Raw genomic sequence first — 20,063 nt, forward strand, 5'->3', positions numbered from 1 at the left:
CACATCATGGAAGCAACCAGTGCCAAATGCCATCTGCAATGCGATTTCTATTTTTGATCCAAAACAATGTTGACAGCGCGGTACTGAGAGATCGGGCCGACGTTTCTAGCACGGTCTTTCAGGCTGTAAAAAAAGTAATGTAATCCATTACCGATCACGCGGATAATTTCTCCTTTCACAGGTATGACCGTGTCGGAATTCGAGTCATGCACGGTGCAATTCACTACAGGAGGGCTGGCGAAGTTACCCAGGCGCAGTGAAATCACATCGCCGGCTCGCTGATCAATATATTTAGAAACGACGATCGGTACTGAATCATTGTTTTCAGCCAAGTATGCAGTGGTGATTCCGTTTTGTTCGACTTCATCTGGAATACCCACCTGTTGGCCCGGGTTTCCTGCGTTTGGCGGTGTTTTATCAACGGTAAAAAAACTCGCTTGGGAGAAAACCGAGTTTGCTGAGATGGTCAGGGAGTAGCTCGCTTTGTAACGGCCCTCGACCATGAAGTACTTTGGCTCGATTGGAAGCTGGAGAGGGAATATTTTTGGGTCAATGGGTGTTATGAAATCAAATTGATAGACGCGAACATCATTTACTAGCAGCTCCAAACGTACTCGTTGGTTTGGTGGCGTTGGAAACACTCCATCCCAGTCAGGAACTGACATAAGAAGGGGTTTGTAAAGCTGTTCGACGGGCAGCAGGTTTTCCTGGCCGCCGGGAAGATCTGGCAGTGCACCCAGAATTCCAGGGGCTTCGAGTTCTTGTATTTGCAGATTTAAATTCGACATTTAAGTGCTCTGAGTAAAAGGTAAGTGGAACCTCACGTCTCGACTGCAGAGGTATCGAGGCCAGTTAAACGAAATAGCGTGGCACCCGTCTACTGTCAGATATGACAGGTGGTCGTTTTCTGCAAGGGGTGTCAAAGTGCACGGTGATGCCGCGCAGGTGGCGCGTTTCGTGATTTGAGATAGGGTTGAGACTAGGAACACGCGCGATTGGAGAAATACATGCGCTATTCAGCCTTGACCCAACGAATTGCCGGAGACGGCGCTGCGGCCTGGCAGATTCATTACCGAGCATTGGAATTACGAGAGCAGGGCGTCGATGTGTTGCTGTTGTCGGTGGGCGATCCGGACTTCGATACGCCGCGCCCCATCGTCCAGGCGTGCATTGACAGCCTGCTGGCTGGCGACACGCATTACTCGCAAGTGCGCGGCAGTCGCGGGCTACGGGACAGCATCGTCAACCGTCACCGACGTTGCAGCGGTCAGGAGGTCGATGCGGATCAGGTGATTGTGACGCCCGGCGCCCAGTGCGGGGTGTATTCGGTCGTGCAATGCCTGCTCGATCCGGGCGATGAAGTGATCGTCGCCGAACCGATGTACGTGACCTATGAAGGCGTGTTCGGTGCCTGCGGGGCGAAAGCGGTGCCGGTGGCGGTGCGTCCGGAGAACGGCTTTCGCGTTGATCCGGCGGATGTCGCGGCGCTGATCACGCCGAAAACCCGCGCGCTTTTGCTCAACAGTCCGAACAACCCTTCCGGTGCCAGTCTGTCGCTGAAGATCTGGCAGGAACTGGCATCGCTGTGCATTCGGCACAACCTGTGGCTGATCAGTGACGAGGTTTACAGCGATCTGTTGTACGAGGGCGAGCACATCAGCCCGGCCAGCCTGCCGGGCATGGCCGAGCGCACCGCGACGCTCAACAGCCTGTCCAAATCCCACGCCATGAGCGGCTGGCGGGTCGGTTGGGTGATCGGGCCCAAACCCTTGATTGACCATCTGGAACATCTGTCGTTGTGCATGCTGTTCGGCATTCCGGACTTTGTGCAGAAGGCGGCGCAGGTTGCGCTGGAGGGTGATCTGCCGGAAGTGGCGATGATGCGTGAGGAATACCGTCAACGCCGTGACCTGGTGTGCGCGAGCCTGAGTGCGTGCCCGGGGGTGCGGGCGGTTCGGCCGGATGGCGGGATGTTTGTGATGGTCGATGTGCGCCAGACCGGGTTGTCTGCCCAGCACTTCGCCGAGCGGCTGCTGGAGGGCTATGGCGTTTCGGTGCTGGCCGGTGAAGCGTTCGGGCCGAGCGCGGCGGGGCACATCCGGATCGGGTTGGTGGTGGATCAACGGAAACTGGCGGATGCGTGTCGGCGGATTGCGTTGTGTGCGGCGGATCTTCTGGAAGCGCGCCGGGCCTGACAGATTTGTGTTGGCAATGCCGGCCCCTTCGCGGGCAAGCCTCGCTCCTACAGGTGCTGCGTAATCCCGTAGGAGCGAGGCTTGCCCGCGAAGACTGACTTGCAGGCGCCGAATCTCTTAATCCTTCCACGCCCGCGTATTCACCAGATTCTTCGGCCGCTCACCCGCCAACGCTGCCAGCAGATTGTCCACCGCACACGTCGCCATCGCTTCGCGCGTTTCATGGGTCGCCGAGCCAATGTGCGGCGTCGCCACCACGTTGTTCAGTTGCAACAGCGGCGAGTCCGGGTTCAGCGGTTCGCGTTCGAACACATCCAGCCCCGCTGCGCGAATCTGCCCGGAACGCAACGCTTCGATCAGCGCCGTTTCGTCCACCACTTTGCCCCGTGAAATGTTGATGAAGATCGTCTCTGGACGCATCAGCGCAAACTGTTCAGCACCGATCAGCCCCTCGGTTTCCACTGTCAGCGGCAATGTCAGGCAAACGAAATCGGCCTGCTGCAACAGCTCTGGCAGGCTGCGGTATTGCGCATTGAAGCGCTGTTCCACCGCCGGTTTCGGCGAGTGGCTGTGATAGATCACCGGCATGCCGAAACCGAAATGCCCGCGTTGGGCCAACGCTTCGCCGATTCGCCCCATGCCAATGATGCCCAGGGTTTTGCCGTGCACATCGCTGCCGAAATGCACGGGGCCGATGTTGCGGTTCCACTGGCCGGCACGAACCATGTTCGCCAGTTCCACCACGCGCCGGGCCGTCGCGAGGATCAGCGCAAAACCGGTGTCGGCGGTGGTTTCGGTGAGCACGTCCGGGGTGTTGCTGAGCAGGATTCGCCGCTCGGTCAGGTAGTCGATGTCGTAGTTGTCGACGCCCACCGAAACGCTGGCGATGGCGCGCAGATTAGGCGCCAGATCCAGCAGGCCCGCGTCCAGTTTCAGACTGGCACCGAGCAACCCGTGAGCGCGGGGCAGGGCCTCGCGCAGTTGCGCCAGGCCATCGGCGTCGAGGTTGTCGATCAGCGTCACGTCGGTCTGCTCATGCAGGCGAGCCATCAGCAACGGTGAGAGTTTCTTGTACAGCACGACCTGCTTTTTCATCGTATTCATCTCTGCATCAATTCAAGGATGGGCGGCGGTCGGGCGTGTTTGCGCAACCGCAGGACGTTCCCGGTCGCTGGCGCCGGGCTTGAGGAGAATCGTCAGCACCACCGAAAACATCAGCGCGCCGCTCATCAGCAGGTAAGACGCGCCCGGCGAACCGGTGGAGCTGTTCAGGTAACCGACCAGATAAGAGCCGCCAAACGAGCCGAGCGCGCCCATGCTGTTGATCAACGCCATGGCGCCACCGGCGACGTTGGCCGGGAGGATTTCCGGGATGATCGCGAAGAACGGTCCGTAAGGCGCGTACATGCAGGCCCCGGCAATCACCAGCAGGGTGTACGACCACCAGAAATGTTCGGCGCCCAGCGCGTACGATCCGTAGAACGCAATCGAGGCGATCAGCAGCGGCGGCCAGACAAAGCGTTTGCGCTTTTGCAGTTTGTCCGAGCCCCAGGACACCAGCAGCATGCCGATCACCGCCGCCAGATACGGCAGCGCCGACAGCCAGCCGGCTTCGACCATGTCCATTTGTGCGCCGGCCTTGAGGATCGACGGCAGCCACAGCACGAAGCCGTAGACGCCGATGCTCCAGCAGAAAAATTGCAGGGCCAGGATGATCACTTTCGGCGAGCGGAAGGCTTCGGCGTAGTTCTTCACCGCCTTGATGCCCACCTGTTCGGCGGCGAGGGCGCTTTCCAGATCGTGCTTTTCGGCGTCGCTGAGCCACTTGGCCTGGGCCGGACGATCATCCGCCAGGCGCCACCAGATAAACGCCCAGAGCACTGCCGGCAAACCTTCGATGATAAACATCCAGCGCCAGCTGTAATGCTGCACCAGATAGCCCGACACCACCGACATCCAGAGCATGGTCACCGGGTTGCCGAGGATCAGAAAAGTGTTGGCCCGCGAGCGTTCGGCACGGGTGAACCAGTGGCACAGGTAGATCAGCATGGCCGGCATCACCGCGGCTTCGACCACGCCGAGCATGAAGCGAATGACGATCAGCCAGTAGGCGTTGGAGACGATCCCGGTGAGCGTCGCCAGACTGCCCCAGAGGATCAGGCTGACGAAAATCAGTTTCTTCACACTGTGTTTTTGCGCGTAGATCGCGCCGGGCACCTGGAAGAAAAAGTAGCCGAGGAAGAACAGTGCGCCGAGCATCGACGACAGGCCAGGCGTGATCATCAGGTCGGCGGCCATCCCGGAGGCGGCGGCGAATCCGTAGTTGGCGCGGTCCAGGTACGCCAGGCTGTAGGTGATGAATACGATGGGCATGATGTACCACCAGCGGCGGGTGGCGAGCGTTGCGGTTTTCATGAGTGGTGCTCCTGAGCTTGTTGTTTTTGTCGCAGCAGGTAACGGGTCAGATCAAGCTTTTGCAGTGGTAGTGATGGCCTCTTCGCGAGCAAGCTTCGCTCCTACAGGTTCGCGCTAAACCTGTAGGAGCGCGGCTTGCCCGCGAACAGCGGTCTCGAATTCGATGGACATCTCGGATCGGGTCGGCAACCCCTCCATATCCCCACGACTCTGTACGGCACGGCTACCAATCCAGTTGGCGCGTTTCACGGCGTCCGCAACGCTGTGGTTTTCCAGCAGCGCGCTGATCATGCCGACGGCAAACCCGTCACCGGCACCGACCGTGTCGACCACCGTTTCCACGGGCACGCCCGCCACGAAACCGTCATCCAGATGCGTGCGGTAATACGCGCCGTGCGGGCCGAGCTTGATCGCCACCGCTTCGGCACCCTGGTCGAGGTAAAACGCGGCGATGTCAGCCGGGTCTTCATAGCCGGTCAGCAAGCGACCTTCACTCAAACCCGGCAGCACCCAGTCGGCGAGGGCGGCGAGGCGGTTGATTTCGCTGATCATCTGTTGCGTGCTGGCCCACAGGCTCGGGCGCAGGTTCGGGTCGAAGGACACACTGCGCCCGGCCTCACGCATGCGCGTCATCAGTTCGAAAGACATCTGTCGCGCCGTTTCCGAGAGCGCCGGAGGAATGCCGGTGGCGTGCAAGTGCCGCGCCTTGAGCAGTTCGGGGATGATCGACTTCGGCGACAGATGACTCGCCGCCGAGCCGCGCCGAAAGTACTCGACCCTGGGATCGTCGCCATCGTCGGTGCGTGACTTGAGCTGAAACCCGGTCGGGTGTGCGGCATCGAGGGCAACGTTACTGCAATCCAGGCCTTCCTTTTTCAAGGTGTCGATCACGAAGCGCCCCAGAGAGTCGTCGCCGACCCGGCTCAGCCACGCCACCTTGAACCCCAGTCGCGATAAACCGATGGCGACGTTGCTGTCGGCCCCGGCAATGCGTTTGTGAAAGTGGTCGACGTTGGCGAGGTCGCCATTTTGATCGGCGACAAACATCGCCATGGTTTCGCCGAACGACAGGATATCGATCTCAGACATGAGCGCTCTCCAGGCGTGCTTGCCCCAAGTGGGCGAGGGCGGCGACATGCTCGGTGGTGAGTTGCACCAGGTCATCGGCTTGCAGCGGATATTCCGCGGCCCGCATCACGCCTTGGGCCATGTGCCGCAGCAGTTGTTCCCATGAATGCAGGTCGCTGGCAGCAGGCGGCATGGCGACCAGTTTGCCGTCGGCCCGGCGTGACACGGCTTTGCAGTGTACGTAGCCGACGTGACGCCCGAGCAGGCGCGCGGCGCTGCTGGCGGACTGGTCCTGCCAGTGCCAGTTGCCGATGTCGAAGGTCATTTTGATCGGCAGATTGTGTTGCTCGACTGCTGCGAAAAAACGCTGGAACGGTTCGATGCGACCACCGTGCAGGGTCTGATCGTTTTCCACCAGCAGTTGCACGGCGCTTTTGCCCTGGATCCGGGCGAGGGTTTGCAGGTCGCTGGTGTCGGTGAAGTAACCGAGGGACACCTTCAGCCAATTGGCGCCGAAGGCCTGGGCGCGTTGCAGGGCGGTGATCAGTTGCGGATTGGGTTTCGACTGGCCGGCCAGCCACAATTCCATCGGCGAGGAATACACGCTTTCGAGGCCTTGCGCCCGGGTGGCATCGGCCAGTTGGGTGGGGTCTTCAACGGTCAGCAATTCTTCGCGCCATTCGATGTGGCTGGCGCCCGCAGCGGCGAGGATATCGATGAAACTGCCTTGACCGCGCTGGCGGACGAGGTCGGCGCCGTAGCTGGAGAGGCTGATGGAAACGGGTGGTTTATGCATTGTCATGGACCTCTGAAACCGGTTTCATTTTTGTTCAAAAAAAAGGATGAGGTTTTGTGGTGATCTTTTGGGCCCCTTCGCGGGCAAGCCTCGCTCCTACAGAGGTATCGCGAGCCTCTGTAGGAGCGAGGCTTGCCCGCGAAGGGGTCGTAGCATTCACCGAAGATTCCCAAGGGTCGACCCACGCACAATCAACCGAGCCGAAAAATCCATCGTCCGCACCGGCCCGTCATCCCCGCGCAAGCGCTTGAGCAAGCATTCAAACGCACTCGCGCCCATCTCGGTCGTCGGTTGGGCGAGGGCGGTGATGCCGCTGCCCACCAGCGGGTACCAATCCAGATCATCGAGGGCGATCAAGCCGACATCCTCGAACAACGTGCACTGCAATTCGCGCAACGCATGGGTCGCGGCCAGCGCCGCAATCCCGTTCGCGCAGAACAGCGCCTTCGGGCCGGGGCCGGGGGTATCGAGAAAAGTCTTGAGGTTTGCCGTGAGGTCACTGCCGGTTTCGCTCATCGTTCCGCGCAGCGCCGAACGCCGGGCGATCTGCGCCTTGAAACTGCTGACTCGTTCGATCCGTGAGCTGGTGCCGTCAAACGGTTCGGTGACCAGCAGCACATCGCGGTATCCGCGTTCTTCAAGGTGGGCGATGGCGATCTCGACCGCTGCCGGGTTGTCCAGCCCGACCATGTCACTTTCGAGGTGCTCGACCTTGCGGTCCACCAGCACCAGCGGCATCTCGCGATGCAGTTCCTGCAATTCGTCGCGGTGGTGGCCGAGGGTGTTCACGATCAGCCCTTCGATGTTGTACGAGCGCAGCAGGGCCAGGTGCTGGCATTCCTGCTCGTCATCGCGGTCGGTGTTGCACACCACCAGGCTGTAGCCGTGTTGACGGCAGGCGGTTTCCACCCCGTGCATCACGGCAATCGAATAAGGGTTGCGGATGTCGGCGACCAGCATGCCGATCAGGCGGGTTCGTCCACGTTTCAGACCGCGAGCCATCTGGTTCGGGCGATAACCCAGTTCGGCAATCGACTGTTCGATGCGCAATGCAATCGCATCGGACAGCAAGGCGCGATCCTCGCCGATGAACCGTGACACGCTGGCCTTGGAGACCTTGGCATGTTCGGCGACATCAAGCATGGTCACGCGGCTGCGCTGGGCGGCGGAGAAATCGTTCACGGTCTGAAACCTTCTTATTGGAGTTATAAGGTCCGTGCGTTTGAGATCGCACTGAAACCGGTTTCAGAAGACACCAAAAGCAAATACGCCGTCAAGCCCCGCATCGTCGATTGTCCGACAATGGCCGACGAATGGGATTCAGGCCCAAAGACTCAACCAGGCCGATCCCAACAGCAACAGGGCCATGCAGCGATTGAAGCGTTGCATTGAGCGAGGTGAGCGCAACCAGCGCGTGGAGCCCGCGCCGAGCAACGCCCAGACCCCAAGGCAGGGCAGGGAAATCAGAAAGAACGCCAGCGACAACACCATCACATGGGTCAGGCGCTGTTCGCCGGCCCCGGCAAATACACTGACAACCGCCAGCGCCATCATCCAGGTTTTCGGGTTGATCAGTTGCAGGCCGGCAGCGCCCAAAAGACCGAGCCGGGCATCGGCATTTTGGGTGGTGACGGCCTCTGCCGGGGCGTTGAAAATTTGCCAGGCGAGGTAACTCAGCCAAGCCACGCCGATCCACTGCATGGCGGTTTGCACGAAGGGCCAAGCGGTCAACGACGCTCCGGCACCGCTGCCGACCAACAACACAATTGTCGCGGCGCTGGCACAGGCGCCGAAGATGATCGGCACGGCGGCCACCAAGCCGTATCGGGCACTGTTGCTCAACACCAGAATGTTGGTCGGGCCGGGCGTGATCGACGCCACGAACGCAAACAACAGGAAGGGCAGTAACGTCGGGAAAGTGGACAGCATCGCGGGCAAACTCCGGTGAAGATCATTGAAGTCGATCTTCACAATCCCACGGTTAACTGTCTGGAAGATTTGAGCAGCGCTTGCGATACAACGCGGGCGTCAGGCCGTAGGCCCGCACGAACCAACGGCCCAGATGACTCTGGTCGGCGAACCCCAACGTCATGGCCACCGTGGCCGGTTGTTCGCCTCGGGCCAGCATTCTGCGGGCCGTGGCCAGGCGCAATTGCACCAGATAGGCGTGCGGGGCGATGCCATAAGCAGCCTTGAAGGCGCGGGTCAGGCGAAAGCGATCGACGCCCGTTGCGGCGGCCAGTTGGTCGAGGCCGATGTCCTCGTGGGCATGGGCGTGCAGATATTCCCGAGCCTTCTGCGCCACCAACGGCAATCGCGGGTCTTCGCCATAACGGGCACGCCAGTGCAGGTGAGTGGTGAGGCGTTCGAGCAAACCGTCGAGGGCAGTCTGGCGGACGATTTTCAGCTCGCCGTTGTGCAGCGCCTGAAACGCCAGGCTGGTGGCGTGGGCCAGACGCACGTCGGTGGCCAGGGTATTGGCGAAGCTCAATTGACTGTTGTCCGGCGCGTTGTCGAACACGGCACTGAGTTCGCGTTTCAACCACTGCGGGTCGAGGTACAGCATGCGGTAGGTGAAACCGTCTGCCGTCGGTGCTTCGCCATCATGGATGTCACCCGGTTCGAGCAAAAACACCTTGCCCGGCGTGCTCTGGTGCCGGGCCCGCCGGCAGTTGAATTGCTGCACCCCTTGCTCGGTGACGCCCACCAGATAGCTGTCATGCCAGTGCGGATCGTAGGCGTGGCCCTCGAAATGCGCGCGCAGCGTCTCGATGCCGGTGTCGGCGTCCTGGGCCAGGTCGATCCAGTTGTGAGTGGTCATGCTGCACCTGCGAGACGGATTGCCGGGTTATTTAACGCCCGTGGCGAGGGCGATGCCTAGAACGTTTGTGCACGGCTCAGTTGAACAGGCCCGCAGCGATGTTGATCGAGAACCCGAGAATCGCGGTGTTGAACAGAAAACCGATCAGCGACTGCGCGAGCACAATCTTGCGCAATTCCCGAGTGGCCACGCCGACATCGGAGGTCTGCACGGCTGCGCTGATGGTGAACGAGAAATACAGGAAGTCCCAATAATTGGGGGTGGTCAGCCCTTCAGCGAAGCGCAGCGCCGGGTCTTTGCCGGCCCAGGTGTAGAACAGGCGGGCGTAATGCACGCTGAAAATCACCCCGATCAACAGCCATGAACCGATGACGGTCAGCGCGGTAAACCCGTAATGCAACAGTTTGCGGGTGGTTTCGAGGTCCTTGCTGCCGACCAGTTCGAAGGTGATGGTCGCCAGGCTGGCGATGGCGGCGATGCACACCACGAACAGCACCAGCCCGGCGTTCTCGTCTTCGACTTCGGCAATGCGTTTCACATCCGGCGCTTTGGCGCGGGCGGCGAGCCAGAGCATCAGCACCAGATACGACCAGACCCCGGTGTTCCAGCCGAAGAGGATTTTGCTGATGATCGAATCGGCCGGAGCCAGAATGCCCACCGCAACACCGAGGGTCGCAGCGGCGGACAGGCGAGGGTGGGTGCGGGCGAGGAAGGGCATGGAGGCTCGATGGGTTGGGGTATTGCAAACACCTTAGCCCAGCGTGGACCCCTCTGACCAACACCGATCCCTGTAGGAGCGAGGCTTGCCCGCGAAGGCGCTGTAACAGTCAATACTTCACTCGACTGACACACCGCGTTCGCGGGCAAGCCTCGCTCCTACAAGGGGGATGTGTGCGGTCAGGTTTTCTTGTGGCGCTTGCGCACCAGTTTCATCACCACCACAAAAAACACCGGCACAAACACCACCGCCAGTGTCGCGGTGATCATCCCGCCAATCACCCCGGTGCCGATGGCTTGCTGGCTTGCCGAGCTTGCGCCGGTGGCGATCGCCAGCGGCACGACACCGAGGATGAACGCCAGGGACGTCATGACGATTGGCCTCAGGCGCAGGCGCGCGGCTTGCAGGGTGGCGTCGATCAGGTCGTGGCCTTCGTCGTACAGGTTCTTGGCGAACTCGATGATCAGGATCGCGTTCTTCGCCGACAGGCCGATGATGGTGATCAGCCCGACCTTGAAGAACACGTCGTTGGGCATCCCGCGCAAGGTCACGGCCAACACCGCGCCGAGTACACCGAGCGGCACCACAAGCAGCACCGAAGTCGGAATCGACCAGCTCTCATACAACGCCGCCAGGCACAGGAACACGATCAACAGCGACAACCCGAGCAGGATCGGCGCCTGGCTGCCGGACAGCCGTTCCTGCAGCGATAACCCGGTCCATTCCTGGCCCAGGCCCGCTGGCCCTTGCGCGACCAGTCGCTCGATTTCCGCCATGGCTTCACCGGTACTGTGACCTGGCGTCGGTTCACCGGAAATACTGATTGCCGGATAGCCGTTGTAACGGGTCAACTGCGCCGGGCCCTGAGTCCATTTGGCCTGGACGAACGCGGACAGCGGCACCATTTTCCCGCTGCTGTTGCGCACGTGGATCTTCAGCAGGTCGGCGACCTGACTGCGTTGATCGCCTTCAGCCTGGACCACCACCCGCTGCATCCGCCCCTGATTGGGGAAGTCGTTGATGTAAGCCGAACCGACAGCGGTGGACAGCACGCTGCCGATGTCGGTAAACGAAACCCCCAGCGCATTCGCCTGTTTACGGTCGACGATCAGTTGCACCTGCGGCGCTTCAGCCAGTGCGCTTTCGCGCACGTTCATCAGGATCGGACTTTTCTCGGCGGCTGCCAGCAACGCGGTACGCGCCTGCATCAGCGTGGCATGGCCGAGGCCGCCACGGTCCTGCAAGCGGAACTCGAAACCGCTGGAGGTGCCGAGGCCGTCCACCGGCGGCGGCAGGACCGAGAACGCCATGGCGTCCTTGATCTGGCTCAGCGCGATGTTGGCGCGGTCGGCAATCGAACTCGCCGAGTCGTCGCTGCCGCGATCCGACCAGTCTTTCAACGTGGTAAACGCCAGCGCCGCGTTTTGCCCGCTGCCGGAGAAGCTGAAGCCGAGAATCACCGTGCTGTCGCCGACGCCCGGTTCGGTGGCGTTGTGCGCTTCGATCTGCTCGACCACCTGCACCGTGCGATTTTTGCTCGCGCCGGGTGGCAGTTGAATGTCAGTGATGGTGTAACCCTGATCCTCCACCGGCAGGAACGAAGAGGGCAGACGACTGAAGCACAGCCCTAGACCGATCAGCAGCACGCCGTAGATCAGCAGGTAACGACCGCTGCGTTTCAGCGCATAAGCGACCCAGCCCTGATAGCGCTCGGTCAGTTGCTCGAAGCGCCGGTTGAACCAGCCGAAGAAGCCGCCCTTGGCGTGATGCTCACCCTTGGCAATCGGCTTGAGCAGCGTTGCGCAGAGCGCCGGGGTCAAGGTCAGGGCGAGGAAGGCCGAAAACAGAATCGAGGTGGCCATCGACAGCGAGAATTGCCGGTAGATCACTCCGACCGAACCCTGCATGAACGCCATTGGAATAAACACGGCGACCAGCACCAGAGTGATGCCGATGATCGCCCCGGTGATCTGCTTCATCGCTTTGCGCGTCGCCTCTTTGGGCGACAGGCCTTCGGTGGCCATGATCCGTTCGACGTTTTCCACCACCACGATGGCGTCGTCCACCAGAATGCCGATGGCCAGCACCATGCCGAACATGGTCAGTACGTTGATCGAGAACCCCAGCGCGAGCATGGTCGCAAAGGTGCCCATCAGCGCCACTGGCACCACGAGGGTCGGAATCAGCGTGTAGCGGAAGTTTTGCAGGAACAGGAACATCACAGCGAACACCAGCACCATCGCTTCGATCAGGGTGTAAACCACTTTGGTGATCGAGACTTTGACGAAAGGCGAGGTGTCGTACGGGATCTTGTATTCCACATTCGCCGGGAAGTAGCGCGCCAGTTCATCCATCTTCGCCCGCACCAGCGTCGCAGTGCTGAGGGCGTTGGCGCCGGGGGACAATTGCACGCCGACGGCGGTGGACGGCTTGCCGTTCAGACGCGTGCCAAACTGGTATTCCTGGCTGCCGATTTCGACCCGCGCCACATCACCGATGCGCACGGTGGAACCGTCCGGATTGGCCTTGAGCACGATGTCAGCGAATTCTTCCGGGGTCGACAGCTGGCCTTTGACCAGAACGGTTGCGGTGATTTCCTGGGTGGTGCGGGTCGGCAGGTCGCCGATGCTGCCGGCCGAAACCTGGGCGTTCTGCGCAACGATGGCCGCGTTGACGTCGGCCGGTGTCAGGTTGAAACCGATCAGTTTCTGCGGGTCGATCCAGATCCGCATCGCCCGCTCGGCGCCGTACAGCTGGGCCTTGCCGACACCGTCCAGGCGCTTGATCTCGTTCATCACGTTGCGCGCCAGGTAATCGCTGAGCGCCACGTCGTCGAGTTTGCCGTCAGTGGAGGTCAGGGTGATCAGCAGCAGGAAACCGGCGGAGACTTTCTCCACCTGCAAACCTTGCTGGTTGACCGCTTGCGGCAGGCGCGACTCGATGACTTTCAGGCGGTTCTGCACATCCACTTGGGCCATTTCCGGGTTGGTGCCCGGTTGAAAAGTCGCCTTGATCGTAGCGCTGCCGAGGCTGCTTTGCGATTCGAAATACAACAGGTGATCGGCGCCGTTGAGCTCTTCCTCGATCAGGCTAACCACGCTTTCGTCCACGGTTTGCGCCGAGGCGCCCGGGTACACGGCGTAGATTTCGATCTGCGGCGGCGCGACATCGGGGTACTGCGCCACCGGCAATTGCGGAATGGACAGGGCACCGGCCAGCAGGATGAACAGGGCAACCACCCAGGCGAACACCGGGCGGTCGATAAAGAACTGCGGCATAGAAAAGCGTCCTGCTTACTGACCAGAAACCTGGGCAAGTGGAAGAGGGGAATCGTCGATCTGTACTTTCTCGCCGGGCTTGGCGTGTTGCAGGCCTTCGATGACGATGCGGTCGCCGGACTTGAGGCCTGCAGTGACGATCCAGCGATCGTTTTGCACGGCGCCCAGCTCTACGGTTTGCTGGCCGACGCGCAGTTCCGCATCGAGCACCAGCACCTGCGCAACACCCGCGCTGTCGCGTTGAATGGCGCGTTGCGGCACGCTGATGCCTTGCTGGTTCACCGCTTGTTCCAGGCGCACCCGCACGAAGCTGCCCGGCAGCAAGTCGAGGTCCGGGTTGGGAAACTCGCTGCGCAGGATGATCTGGCCGGTGCCCGGGTCGACGGTGATGTCGGTGAACAGCAGCTTGCCCGGCAGCGGATAGAGGCTGCCGTCATCCTGAATCAGCGTGGCTTTGGCCTGACCCTGACCCACTTCCTGCAACTGGCCGGAACGGAAGGCGCGGCGCAGGTCGTTGAGTTCGCGGGTCGACTGGGTGAGGTCGGCATGAATCGGGTTCAACTGCTGGATCAATGCCAGCGGCGTGGTTTCGTTCTGCCCGACCAATGCGCCTTCGGTGACCAGTGCGCGGCCGATGCGCCCGGAAATGGGGGCAGTGACGGTGGCGTACCCGAGATTCAATTTCGCTCGATCCACGGCGGCTTTATTGGCCGCGACTTCAGCGGCGGTTTGCCGTACGGCAGCCCGGGCGTTGTCGTAATCCTGGCCGCTGATGGCATTGCCTTCGATCAACTGGGCGTAGCGCTGTTCTTGCAGCCTGGCCTGGTAGGCGTTGGCCTCGGCCTTGCGCAGCGAGGCTTCGGCGCTGTCCAGGTCAGCCTTGAACGGTGCCGGATCGATGCGGAACAGCACGTCGCCTTTTTTCACGTCGCTGCCTTCGTGGAAGGCGCGTTGCAACACCACGCCGGCGACCCGGGCGCGCACTTCGGCAATACGTGGCGCGGCAATCCGTCCGCTCAATTCGCTGGTGATCGACAGGGGCCGGGGTTTGATGGTCTCGATGCGCACGGTGGCCAACGGCGCCTGCTCTTCAGCGTTCGTGGATTTGTCACACGCGCTCAGCGTCAACGCCAGGGCAAGCAGGCTGAGCTTGGCAAGCAGGTTCTTCGACATGTAAATACCCCAATAATGAACTCCCGCATCCTACGGGGAGGCGACGAGGGTAGCGGTGAAGCTTTGTTGGTGCTGTGTGAAATTGTGTAATGGTTTTGCTCAGGCACGGGTGAGGGCGTATATCCTTCATGGCTTGAAATTTATTGCGCACGTCAGGCCGCCTTCGCGGGCAAGCCTCGCTCCTACAGGATTTGTGTCGTCCGCGAAATCCATGGCCGACAACAATCCCTGTAGGAGCGAGGCTTGCCCGCGAAGAGGCCCGAACAGCCGCCACTGCACTCTCTGGAAACACCCATGCCCAACATCCTCCTGGTCGAAGACGACACCGCGCTCTCCGAGTTGATTTCCAGCTACCTGGAACGCAACGGCTACTCCGTCAGCGTGATCAGCCGCGGTGACCACGTGCGCGAGCGTGCGCGGGTCAATCCGCCGGACCTGGTGATCCTCGACCTGATGTTGCCGGGGCTCGACGGCCTGCAAGTCTGTCGCTTGTTGCGCGCGGATTCGGCCACGCTGCCGATCCTGATGCTCACCGCCCGCGACGACAGCCATGATCAGGTGCTGGGCCTGGAAATGGGCGCCGATGACTACGTCACCAAACCCTGCGAACCCCGCGTGTTGCTGGCCCGCGTTCGTACGCTGTTGCGCCGCAGCAGTCTCAGCGAACCGCAGACTGCCAACGACCGCATCCTCATGGGCAATTTGTGCATCGACCTGTCCGAACGCACCGTGACCTGGCGTGAACAACTGGTCGAGCTGTCCAGCGGCGAATACAACTTGTTGGTGGTGCTGGCCCGACATGCCGGCGAAGTGTTGAGCCGCGACCAGATTCTGCAACGCCTGCGCGGCATCGAATTCAACGGCACCGACCGCTCGGTGGACGTGGCGATTTCCAAGCTGCGGCGCAAATTCGACGACCATGCCGGCGAGGCGCGCAAGATCAAGACCGTGTGGGGCAAGGGTTACCTGTTCAGCCGTTCCGAGTGGGAATGCTGAGGCGATGTTCAGAATCCTCTTTCGCCTGTACCTGGTGACGATCATTTCGTACAGCGCGGCGATCTATCTGGTGCCGGACGTGGTGATCAAGGTCTTCCAGGAGCGCTTTGTCACCTACAACCTCGATTACTCGCGCGGGTTGCAGTCGCTGATCGTCAAGCAGTTTCACGCCGTGCCCGAAACGCAGTGGCCAGCGTTGGCGGCCGAGATGGACAAGGAATTCAACCCGCTGCACATCGTCCTCAGCCGCAATGACGATGACGGCCTGACCCTGGCGGAACAGAAACGTTTGCAGCGTGGCGAGAATGTCGTGCGCATCGGCGACTGGGGCTGGCGCACGCTGGCGGTGGCACCGTTGAACTCGCAAACCGTCGTGCAAATGGTCGTGCCGCCGGACCCGCTGGACGTGAACTTGCTGTACTGGAGCATCAACGTGCTGATCGGCGCGACCATGCTCGCGTGCCTGTTGCTGTGGCTGCGTCCGCACTGGCGCGACCTGGAGCGGCTCAAAGGCACGGCTGAACGCTTCGGCAAGGGGCATTTGAGCGAGCGCACCCAGATCCCCACCCACTCCAACATCGGTAGCCTGGCCAACGTTTTCGACACCATGGCCGGCGATATCGAAAACCTGCTGAACCAGCAGCGGGATTTGCTCAACGCCGTTTCTCACGAGCTGCGCACACCGCTGACCCGCCTGGATTTTGGCCTCGCGCTGGCACTGTCCGACGATTTGCCGGCTGCCAGTCGGGAGCGCCTGCAAGGGCTGGTCGCGCACATTCGTGAACTGGATGAGTTGGTGCTGGAGCTGCTGTCCTATAGCCGCTTGCAAAACCCGGCCCGGCTACCGGAACAGGTGGAAGTGTCGCTGGATGAGTTCATCGACAGCATTCTGGGCAGTGTCGATGAGGAGCTGGAGTCCCCTGAAATCGTGATCGACGTGCTGCTTCACGGCCAGCTCGAACGCTTCACACTCGATCCTCGGCTGACTGCCCGGGCGATTCAGAACCTGCTGCGCAACGCGATGCGCTACTGCGAGAAGCGTATTCAGATCGGGGTTCAGGTCTGTGCCAAGGGGTGTGAAATCTGGGTCGATGACGATGGGATCGGCATTCCCGATGACGAGCGCGAGCGGATTTTCGAGCCGTTTTATCGACTGGATCGCAGTCGCGATCGGGCGACGGGTGGCTTTGGCCTGGGATTGGCGATCAGTCGGCGGGCGCTGGAGGCACAGGGCGGCACGCTCACCGTCGAACCGTCTCCGCTGGGCGGCGCACGGTTCCGTTTGTGGTTACCGGTCCCGGCCTGATGACCGCCGCAAAACCTGTGTAGGAGCCGGCTTGCCGGCGATGGCGTCCTTGAATTCAACGCAATGTCTGATGGCCCCATCGCCAGCAAGCCGGCTTCGACAGGTCACGCGCTTAGCCGACTGCGCAACACCTTCGCCATTTCCTCCAGCTCCGACGCCGGGTTGTGCCCGATCAGCATCCACGCATGTTCCATGTCCGCCCAATACACCACGTTCATTCCGTGCCGACGCTCGTGGGCGAAGTGGCGACTGCCGCTGTTTGAGCGGGTGACGCACAACGCCATGGGACCGTGCGCCGGGTCCAGATACGTAATCTGGGCGATGGGCATGCCGTCGTATTCGAGGATTTGTGCGCGTTTGAGCTCAACGCGTGGCAGGCTCAGTTGAGCCGGCAAAAGGCGCAGCCCCAGGCGTGCGTCGATGGTGTGCAATTGCGCGCGTTGAGTGGCTTCGTCGCTGGGCAAGTGTTCCAGGGTTTGCGGCACGTACATCGACATGTAGTCCGCCACCAGCCCTCGCCAGCTGGATTTGTGCTGGCTCGCCTGCCAGCCAAGGAACAACCGGTCCGCGAGCACGCCGCTCAACACCAGGCCGGCTGCCGCCGCGAGGAACCGGCGCCGATTTATCGCCGGCCGGGCAGGCGAGGGCAAGGTGTCGAGCATCGCTTGCAGGCGGTCCACGGGCGCCTGTTGCGCCAGTTCGTCGTAGGCGGCCTTGAACGGCAGGCTGCTGCGGGCCAGCCATTGAAGGCGCAGGTTGAGCATCGAGTCTTCGGCGATGACTGCGTCGATGCGGCTGCGCTGATCGCTATCGAGTTGGTCGTCGAGGTAGGCCACCAGTTGCTCGTCCGTAGGCATCGTGTGATCGTTCATCGACGTTCTCCTGTGGAAGGGTTCGACACCGCGTGCAAGGGCGGGTACTCGGCCAGTTTCGCCCGCGCCGCGGCCAGGCGGCTCATGACCGTGCCGATGGGCACGTCCAGGACTTCGGCGACTTCGCGATAGGACAGGCCCTCCACGTAGGCCAGAAATACCGTTTCGCGTTGCGCTTCAGGTAGCGCATCGACGCGCCGAATCACCTGCGTGGCGAGCACGTGAGTTTGCGCGGCGTATTCACCGTCGAACGACAAGGCGTTGTCGGCATCCACCAGCCCTTGGCCCTGACGCACCCGGCGCGAGCGCACTTCGTTGAGCCAGATCGAATGCAGAATGCTCAGCAGCCAGCGGTCCAGGCGGCTGCCGGGGACAAATTGCCCGGCACACTCCAGCGCCCGCACGCAGGTGGCCTGCACCAGGTCTTCGGCGACATGCCGCTGCCGGGACAGCAGCAGGCCGTAGCGCCATAACCGCGCCAGGTGCTGGCCCAGCTCTGCCCGTATTGCCTGATCGCTGGCGATGGCGACCTCCGTCCTGTCAGGTTTTCGATGAATCGTTAATGGCTTCAGCCAGGTCCCGGTATTCTTCGCAGGTGCTGCCGCAGATCGATTTTATCTGCTGCAACTGCTCCTGGGCGAGATCCAGCCGACCCTTGATCACATACGCTTCGCCGAGGTACTCGCGGACTTGCGCGTATTGCGGGTCGAGTTTGACCGATTGCAGGTAGTAACCGATGCCCTCGTCGGTGCGCCCCAGTTTACGCGTAGCGTAGCCGCGATAGTTGAGCGCCTTGGCGGTGTCGGGTTCTTTCAGCGTGTCGAGCAGTGCCAGGGCTTCCTCGTAGCGACCGTCCTTTGCCAGCCGATAGGCGTAATCGGTGCGGTCGGCATCGGATACCTCGCCGCTGGTCTGCCTCACGCATTTTTGCGACCTGGAGTCGAAGACCTGACCTTTCGGGCAGTTGGGCCTGGCCGGTGCGTCATCGTCACCATTGGCCAATGCAAGGGTAGCGGACAACGCAAAGGCGAGCAGTAGCTGAACGGTAAAAACAGTAAGACGGGTATTCATGGATGATCTCCACTGGTTTATTCGTTTCAGTTCAACCACGCCCCGGCAGCATGCACGCAAGGTGTTATCCCGCAGGCCGAAATGATGAGTCTTCGCTGTCATGAACACCGCAGGGTGAACAATTATTCATTTCTTTCTGGCGGTCTTTTCGAGGCACGCGCACACAGGTCCGTGGTCGATCTGGGTGTCCACCCGTTTTGTCGCGGCTTTATCAGTGCAGGAAGGGCGAAGGTGGATGGGCAAATTCGCGTGCTGATCGCCGCTGAGCCCGAATTGCGGGGCAAGGACGTGGTGACGGTGCTTTATGTGACGGCGGCGTTTGTCGCGGTGAAGGCCAGTTAGATCTGTGGTGCGAGCAATCGCCGGCAAGCCGGCGATGAACGATGACCGGGTCTCAGCTGAGCAACCGGATCGGCTCTCCAGCTGACCAGGCCTGAATGTCCTCGATCATTTGCGAAAAGAACTGATGGTAATTCTGCTGGCTGACGTACCCGACATGCGGCGTCGCCAGCACATTCTCCAGGGTCCTGAACGGGTGATGAGCGGGCAAGGGTTCCTGCTCGAACACGTCCAGTGCCGCACCGGCCAGGCGACGTTTTTGCAGCGCCTTGATCAGCGCCGCCTCATCGACAATCGGCCCGCGAGCCGTGTTGACCAGCAGTGCGGTGGGTTTCATCCAGTCCAGCGCTTGCGCGTCGACCAAGCCGCGGCTGCGGTCGCTGAGCACCAGATGCACCGACAACACGTCGGCCTGTTCGAACAACGCCTGCTTGCTGACGTAGGTCACGCCCACTTCGGCGGCGCGTTCGGCTGTGAGGTTTTCGCTCCAGGCGATTACCCGCATGCCGAACACCTGGCCGAACTGGGCGACTCGCTGGCCAATGCTGCCCAAACCGAGAATCGCCAAGGTCTTGCCGTGCAGGTCGCCCCCCAGCCCTTGTTGCCATTTACCTGCACGCAGAGCGTTGGCTTCCACAACCAGGTTGCGGGTGGCGGCCATGATCAGGGCCCAGGTCAGTTCCGGCGCGGCGTGTTTGTAACTGTCGGTGCCGCTGACCTGAATACCGAGCGCAGCAGCGGCTTTCAAGTCGAGGGCCGCGTTGCGCATGCCGCCGGTGACCAGCAGTTTGAGGGTCGGTAGCCGACGCAGCAGGTCTTCATCGAAACGGGTGCGCTCGCGCATTACGCAGATCACTTCAAACCCGGCCAGCCGTGCTGCCAGCGTTTCGTTATCCGCCGGGTAGTCATGGATGAAACTCACCTGGCCGATGGCGTCCAGCGCCGACCAGTCAACCACCTGCCGCGCCACATCCTGCCAGTCATCGAGTACCGCAATCTGCACAGCCATCCGCCT

The 20,063-nt window shown here is 61.4% G+C and carries 18 protein-coding genes; 3 read left to right on the plus strand and 15 right to left on the minus strand.

The window, feature by feature from the left end; all coding sequences use genetic code 11:
• Positions 1-47 precede the first annotated feature (47 nt).
• Complete coding sequence (locus IB246_RS02470) at positions 48-788, minus strand: hypothetical protein (protein WP_008036861.1); 741 nt, start codon at positions 786-788, stop codon at positions 48-50.
• Positions 789-1,007: 219 nt separating this feature from the next.
• Here IB246_RS02470 and IB246_RS02475 point away from each other — a divergent pair, with 219 nt between their 5' ends.
• Complete coding sequence (locus IB246_RS02475; protein ID WP_008036860.1) at positions 1,008-2,195, plus strand: pyridoxal phosphate-dependent aminotransferase; 1,188 nt, start codon at positions 1,008-1,010, stop codon at positions 2,193-2,195.
• A gap of 117 nt (positions 2,196-2,312) precedes the next feature.
• On the opposite strand, the gene IB246_RS02480 is transcribed toward IB246_RS02475, so the two are convergent.
• From IB246_RS02480 to IB246_RS02525, 10 genes are all read right to left on the minus strand, one after another.
• A complete protein-coding gene (locus IB246_RS02480; protein ID WP_008036858.1) occupies positions 2,313-3,290 on the minus strand; it encodes a bifunctional glyoxylate/hydroxypyruvate reductase B in 978 nt (325 codons plus the stop codon).
• Positions 3,291-3,311: 21 nt separating this feature from the next.
• Positions 3,312-4,610 (minus strand): MFS transporter, encoded by a 1,299-nt coding sequence (locus IB246_RS02485; protein WP_008036856.1) that lies wholly within the window; start codon positions 4,608-4,610, stop codon positions 3,312-3,314.
• A gap of 114 nt (positions 4,611-4,724) precedes the next feature.
• Positions 4,725-5,699, minus strand: coding sequence for a sugar kinase (locus IB246_RS02490; RefSeq protein WP_008036854.1), 975 nt, complete (start codon positions 5,697-5,699; stop codon positions 4,725-4,727).
• A complete protein-coding gene (locus IB246_RS02495) occupies positions 5,692-6,474 on the minus strand; it encodes a sugar phosphate isomerase/epimerase family protein (RefSeq protein ID WP_008036852.1) in 783 nt (260 codons plus the stop codon). The genes IB246_RS02490 and IB246_RS02495 overlap by 8 nt, the downstream gene beginning before the upstream one ends.
• Positions 6,475-6,630: 156 nt before the next feature.
• The gene (locus tag IB246_RS02500; RefSeq protein WP_008036849.1) at positions 6,631-7,656 is read right to left on the minus strand and encodes a LacI family DNA-binding transcriptional regulator; all 1,026 of its coding nucleotides are present in this window, start codon (positions 7,654-7,656) and stop codon (positions 6,631-6,633) included.
• A gap of 138 nt (positions 7,657-7,794) precedes the next feature.
• Positions 7,795-8,403 (minus strand): LysE family translocator, encoded by a 609-nt coding sequence (locus IB246_RS02505; RefSeq protein ID WP_008036847.1) that lies wholly within the window; start codon positions 8,401-8,403, stop codon positions 7,795-7,797.
• A gap of 52 nt (positions 8,404-8,455) precedes the next feature.
• Entirely contained in the window at positions 8,456-9,295 is an 840-nt protein-coding gene (locus tag IB246_RS02510; RefSeq protein ID WP_008036846.1) for an AraC family transcriptional regulator, read from the minus strand.
• Positions 9,296-9,371: 76 nt separating this feature from the next.
• Positions 9,372-10,013, minus strand: coding sequence for a DUF1345 domain-containing protein (locus IB246_RS02515; RefSeq protein ID WP_008036842.1), 642 nt, complete (start codon positions 10,011-10,013; stop codon positions 9,372-9,374).
• A gap of 179 nt (positions 10,014-10,192) precedes the next feature.
• Complete coding sequence (locus IB246_RS02520) at positions 10,193-13,291, minus strand: efflux RND transporter permease subunit (protein ID WP_008036841.1); 3,099 nt, start codon at positions 13,289-13,291, stop codon at positions 10,193-10,195.
• Positions 13,292-13,306: 15 nt separating this feature from the next.
• A complete protein-coding gene (locus IB246_RS02525; protein ID WP_008036840.1) occupies positions 13,307-14,464 on the minus strand; it encodes an efflux RND transporter periplasmic adaptor subunit in 1,158 nt (385 codons plus the stop codon).
• Positions 14,465-14,758: 294 nt separating this feature from the next.
• On the opposite strand from IB246_RS02525, the gene IB246_RS02530 reads away from it, so the two are divergent.
• Together IB246_RS02530 and IB246_RS02535 are read left to right on the plus strand one after the other, a co-directional pair.
• Complete coding sequence (locus IB246_RS02530) at positions 14,759-15,460, plus strand: response regulator transcription factor (RefSeq protein WP_008031130.1); 702 nt, start codon at positions 14,759-14,761, stop codon at positions 15,458-15,460.
• Positions 15,461-15,464: 4 nt separating this feature from the next.
• Positions 15,465-16,766 carry an ATP-binding protein gene (locus IB246_RS02535; RefSeq protein ID WP_008036839.1) on the plus strand — a complete coding sequence of 434 codons (1,302 nt, stop codon included), beginning with the start codon at positions 15,465-15,467 and terminating at the stop codon, positions 16,764-16,766.
• A gap of 104 nt (positions 16,767-16,870) precedes the next feature.
• On the opposite strand, the gene IB246_RS02540 is transcribed toward IB246_RS02535, so the two are convergent.
• The 4 genes from IB246_RS02540 to IB246_RS02555 all read right to left on the minus strand — a co-directional run bounded on the left by IB246_RS02540 (position 16,871) and on the right by IB246_RS02555 (position 20,057).
• Positions 16,871-17,638: an anti-sigma factor family protein gene (locus IB246_RS02540; protein WP_008036838.1), complete on the minus strand. Its 768-nt coding sequence runs from the start codon at positions 17,636-17,638 to the stop codon at positions 16,871-16,873.
• Positions 17,635-18,132: an RNA polymerase sigma factor gene (locus IB246_RS02545; RefSeq protein ID WP_202949142.1), complete on the minus strand. Its 498-nt coding sequence runs from the start codon at positions 18,130-18,132 to the stop codon at positions 17,635-17,637. Before IB246_RS02545 ends, IB246_RS02540 begins: the two co-directional genes overlap by 4 nt.
• A gap of 46 nt (positions 18,133-18,178) precedes the next feature.
• Positions 18,179-18,709, minus strand: a complete 531-nt coding sequence (locus IB246_RS02550; protein ID WP_008031136.1) for a tetratricopeptide repeat protein — start codon at positions 18,707-18,709, stop codon at positions 18,179-18,181.
• Between the two features lie 394 nt (positions 18,710-19,103).
• On the minus strand, positions 19,104-20,057 hold the full coding sequence (locus IB246_RS02555) for a D-2-hydroxyacid dehydrogenase family protein (RefSeq protein ID WP_008036836.1): 954 nt from the start codon (positions 20,055-20,057) through the stop codon (positions 19,104-19,106).
• Positions 20,058-20,063: the final 6 nt, after the last annotated feature.

The sequence above is a fragment of the Pseudomonas sp. PDM01 genome (assembly GCF_014852325.1).
Classification (GTDB): domain Bacteria; phylum Pseudomonadota; class Gammaproteobacteria; order Pseudomonadales; family Pseudomonadaceae; genus Aquipseudomonas; species Aquipseudomonas migulae.

Bases quoted from the DNA above. Each gene is read 5' to 3' on its own strand.
- IB246_RS02515 (WP_008036842.1), bottom strand. From the start codon at position 10,013: ATGCCCTTCCTCGCCCGCACCCACCCTCGCCTGTCCGCCGCTGCGACC.
- IB246_RS02480 (WP_008036858.1), bottom strand. From the start codon at position 3,290: ATGAAAAAGCAGGTCGTGCTGTACAAGAAACTCTCACCGTTGCTGATG.
- IB246_RS02540 (WP_008036838.1), bottom strand. From the start codon at position 17,638: ATGAACGATCACACGATGCCTACGGACGAGCAACTGGTGGCCTACCTC.
- IB246_RS02490 (WP_008036854.1), bottom strand. From the start codon at position 5,699: ATGTCTGAGATCGATATCCTGTCGTTCGGCGAAACCATGGCGATGTTT.
- IB246_RS02555 (WP_008036836.1), bottom strand. From the start codon at position 20,057: ATGGCTGTGCAGATTGCGGTACTCGATGACTGGCAGGATGTGGCGCGG.
- IB246_RS02505 (WP_008036847.1), bottom strand. From the start codon at position 8,403: ATGCTGTCCACTTTCCCGACGTTACTGCCCTTCCTGTTGTTTGCGTTC.
- IB246_RS02520 (WP_008036841.1), bottom strand. From the start codon at position 13,291: ATGCCGCAGTTCTTTATCGACCGCCCGGTGTTCGCCTGGGTGGTTGCC.
- IB246_RS02475 (WP_008036860.1), top strand. From the start codon at position 1,008: ATGCGCTATTCAGCCTTGACCCAACGAATTGCCGGAGACGGCGCTGCG.
- IB246_RS02550 (WP_008031136.1), bottom strand. From the start codon at position 18,709: ATGAATACCCGTCTTACTGTTTTTACCGTTCAGCTACTGCTCGCCTTT.
- IB246_RS02495 (WP_008036852.1), bottom strand. From the start codon at position 6,474: ATGCATAAACCACCCGTTTCCATCAGCCTCTCCAGCTACGGCGCCGAC.
- IB246_RS02525 (WP_008036840.1), bottom strand. From the start codon at position 14,464: ATGTCGAAGAACCTGCTTGCCAAGCTCAGCCTGCTTGCCCTGGCGTTG.
- IB246_RS02510 (WP_008036846.1), bottom strand. From the start codon at position 9,295: ATGACCACTCACAACTGGATCGACCTGGCCCAGGACGCCGACACCGGC.
- IB246_RS02535 (WP_008036839.1), top strand. From the start codon at position 15,465: ATGTTCAGAATCCTCTTTCGCCTGTACCTGGTGACGATCATTTCGTAC.
- IB246_RS02485 (WP_008036856.1), bottom strand. From the start codon at position 4,610: ATGAAAACCGCAACGCTCGCCACCCGCCGCTGGTGGTACATCATGCCC.
- IB246_RS02470 (WP_008036861.1), bottom strand. From the start codon at position 788: ATGTCGAATTTAAATCTGCAAATACAAGAACTCGAAGCCCCTGGAATT.
- IB246_RS02530 (WP_008031130.1), top strand. From the start codon at position 14,759: ATGCCCAACATCCTCCTGGTCGAAGACGACACCGCGCTCTCCGAGTTG.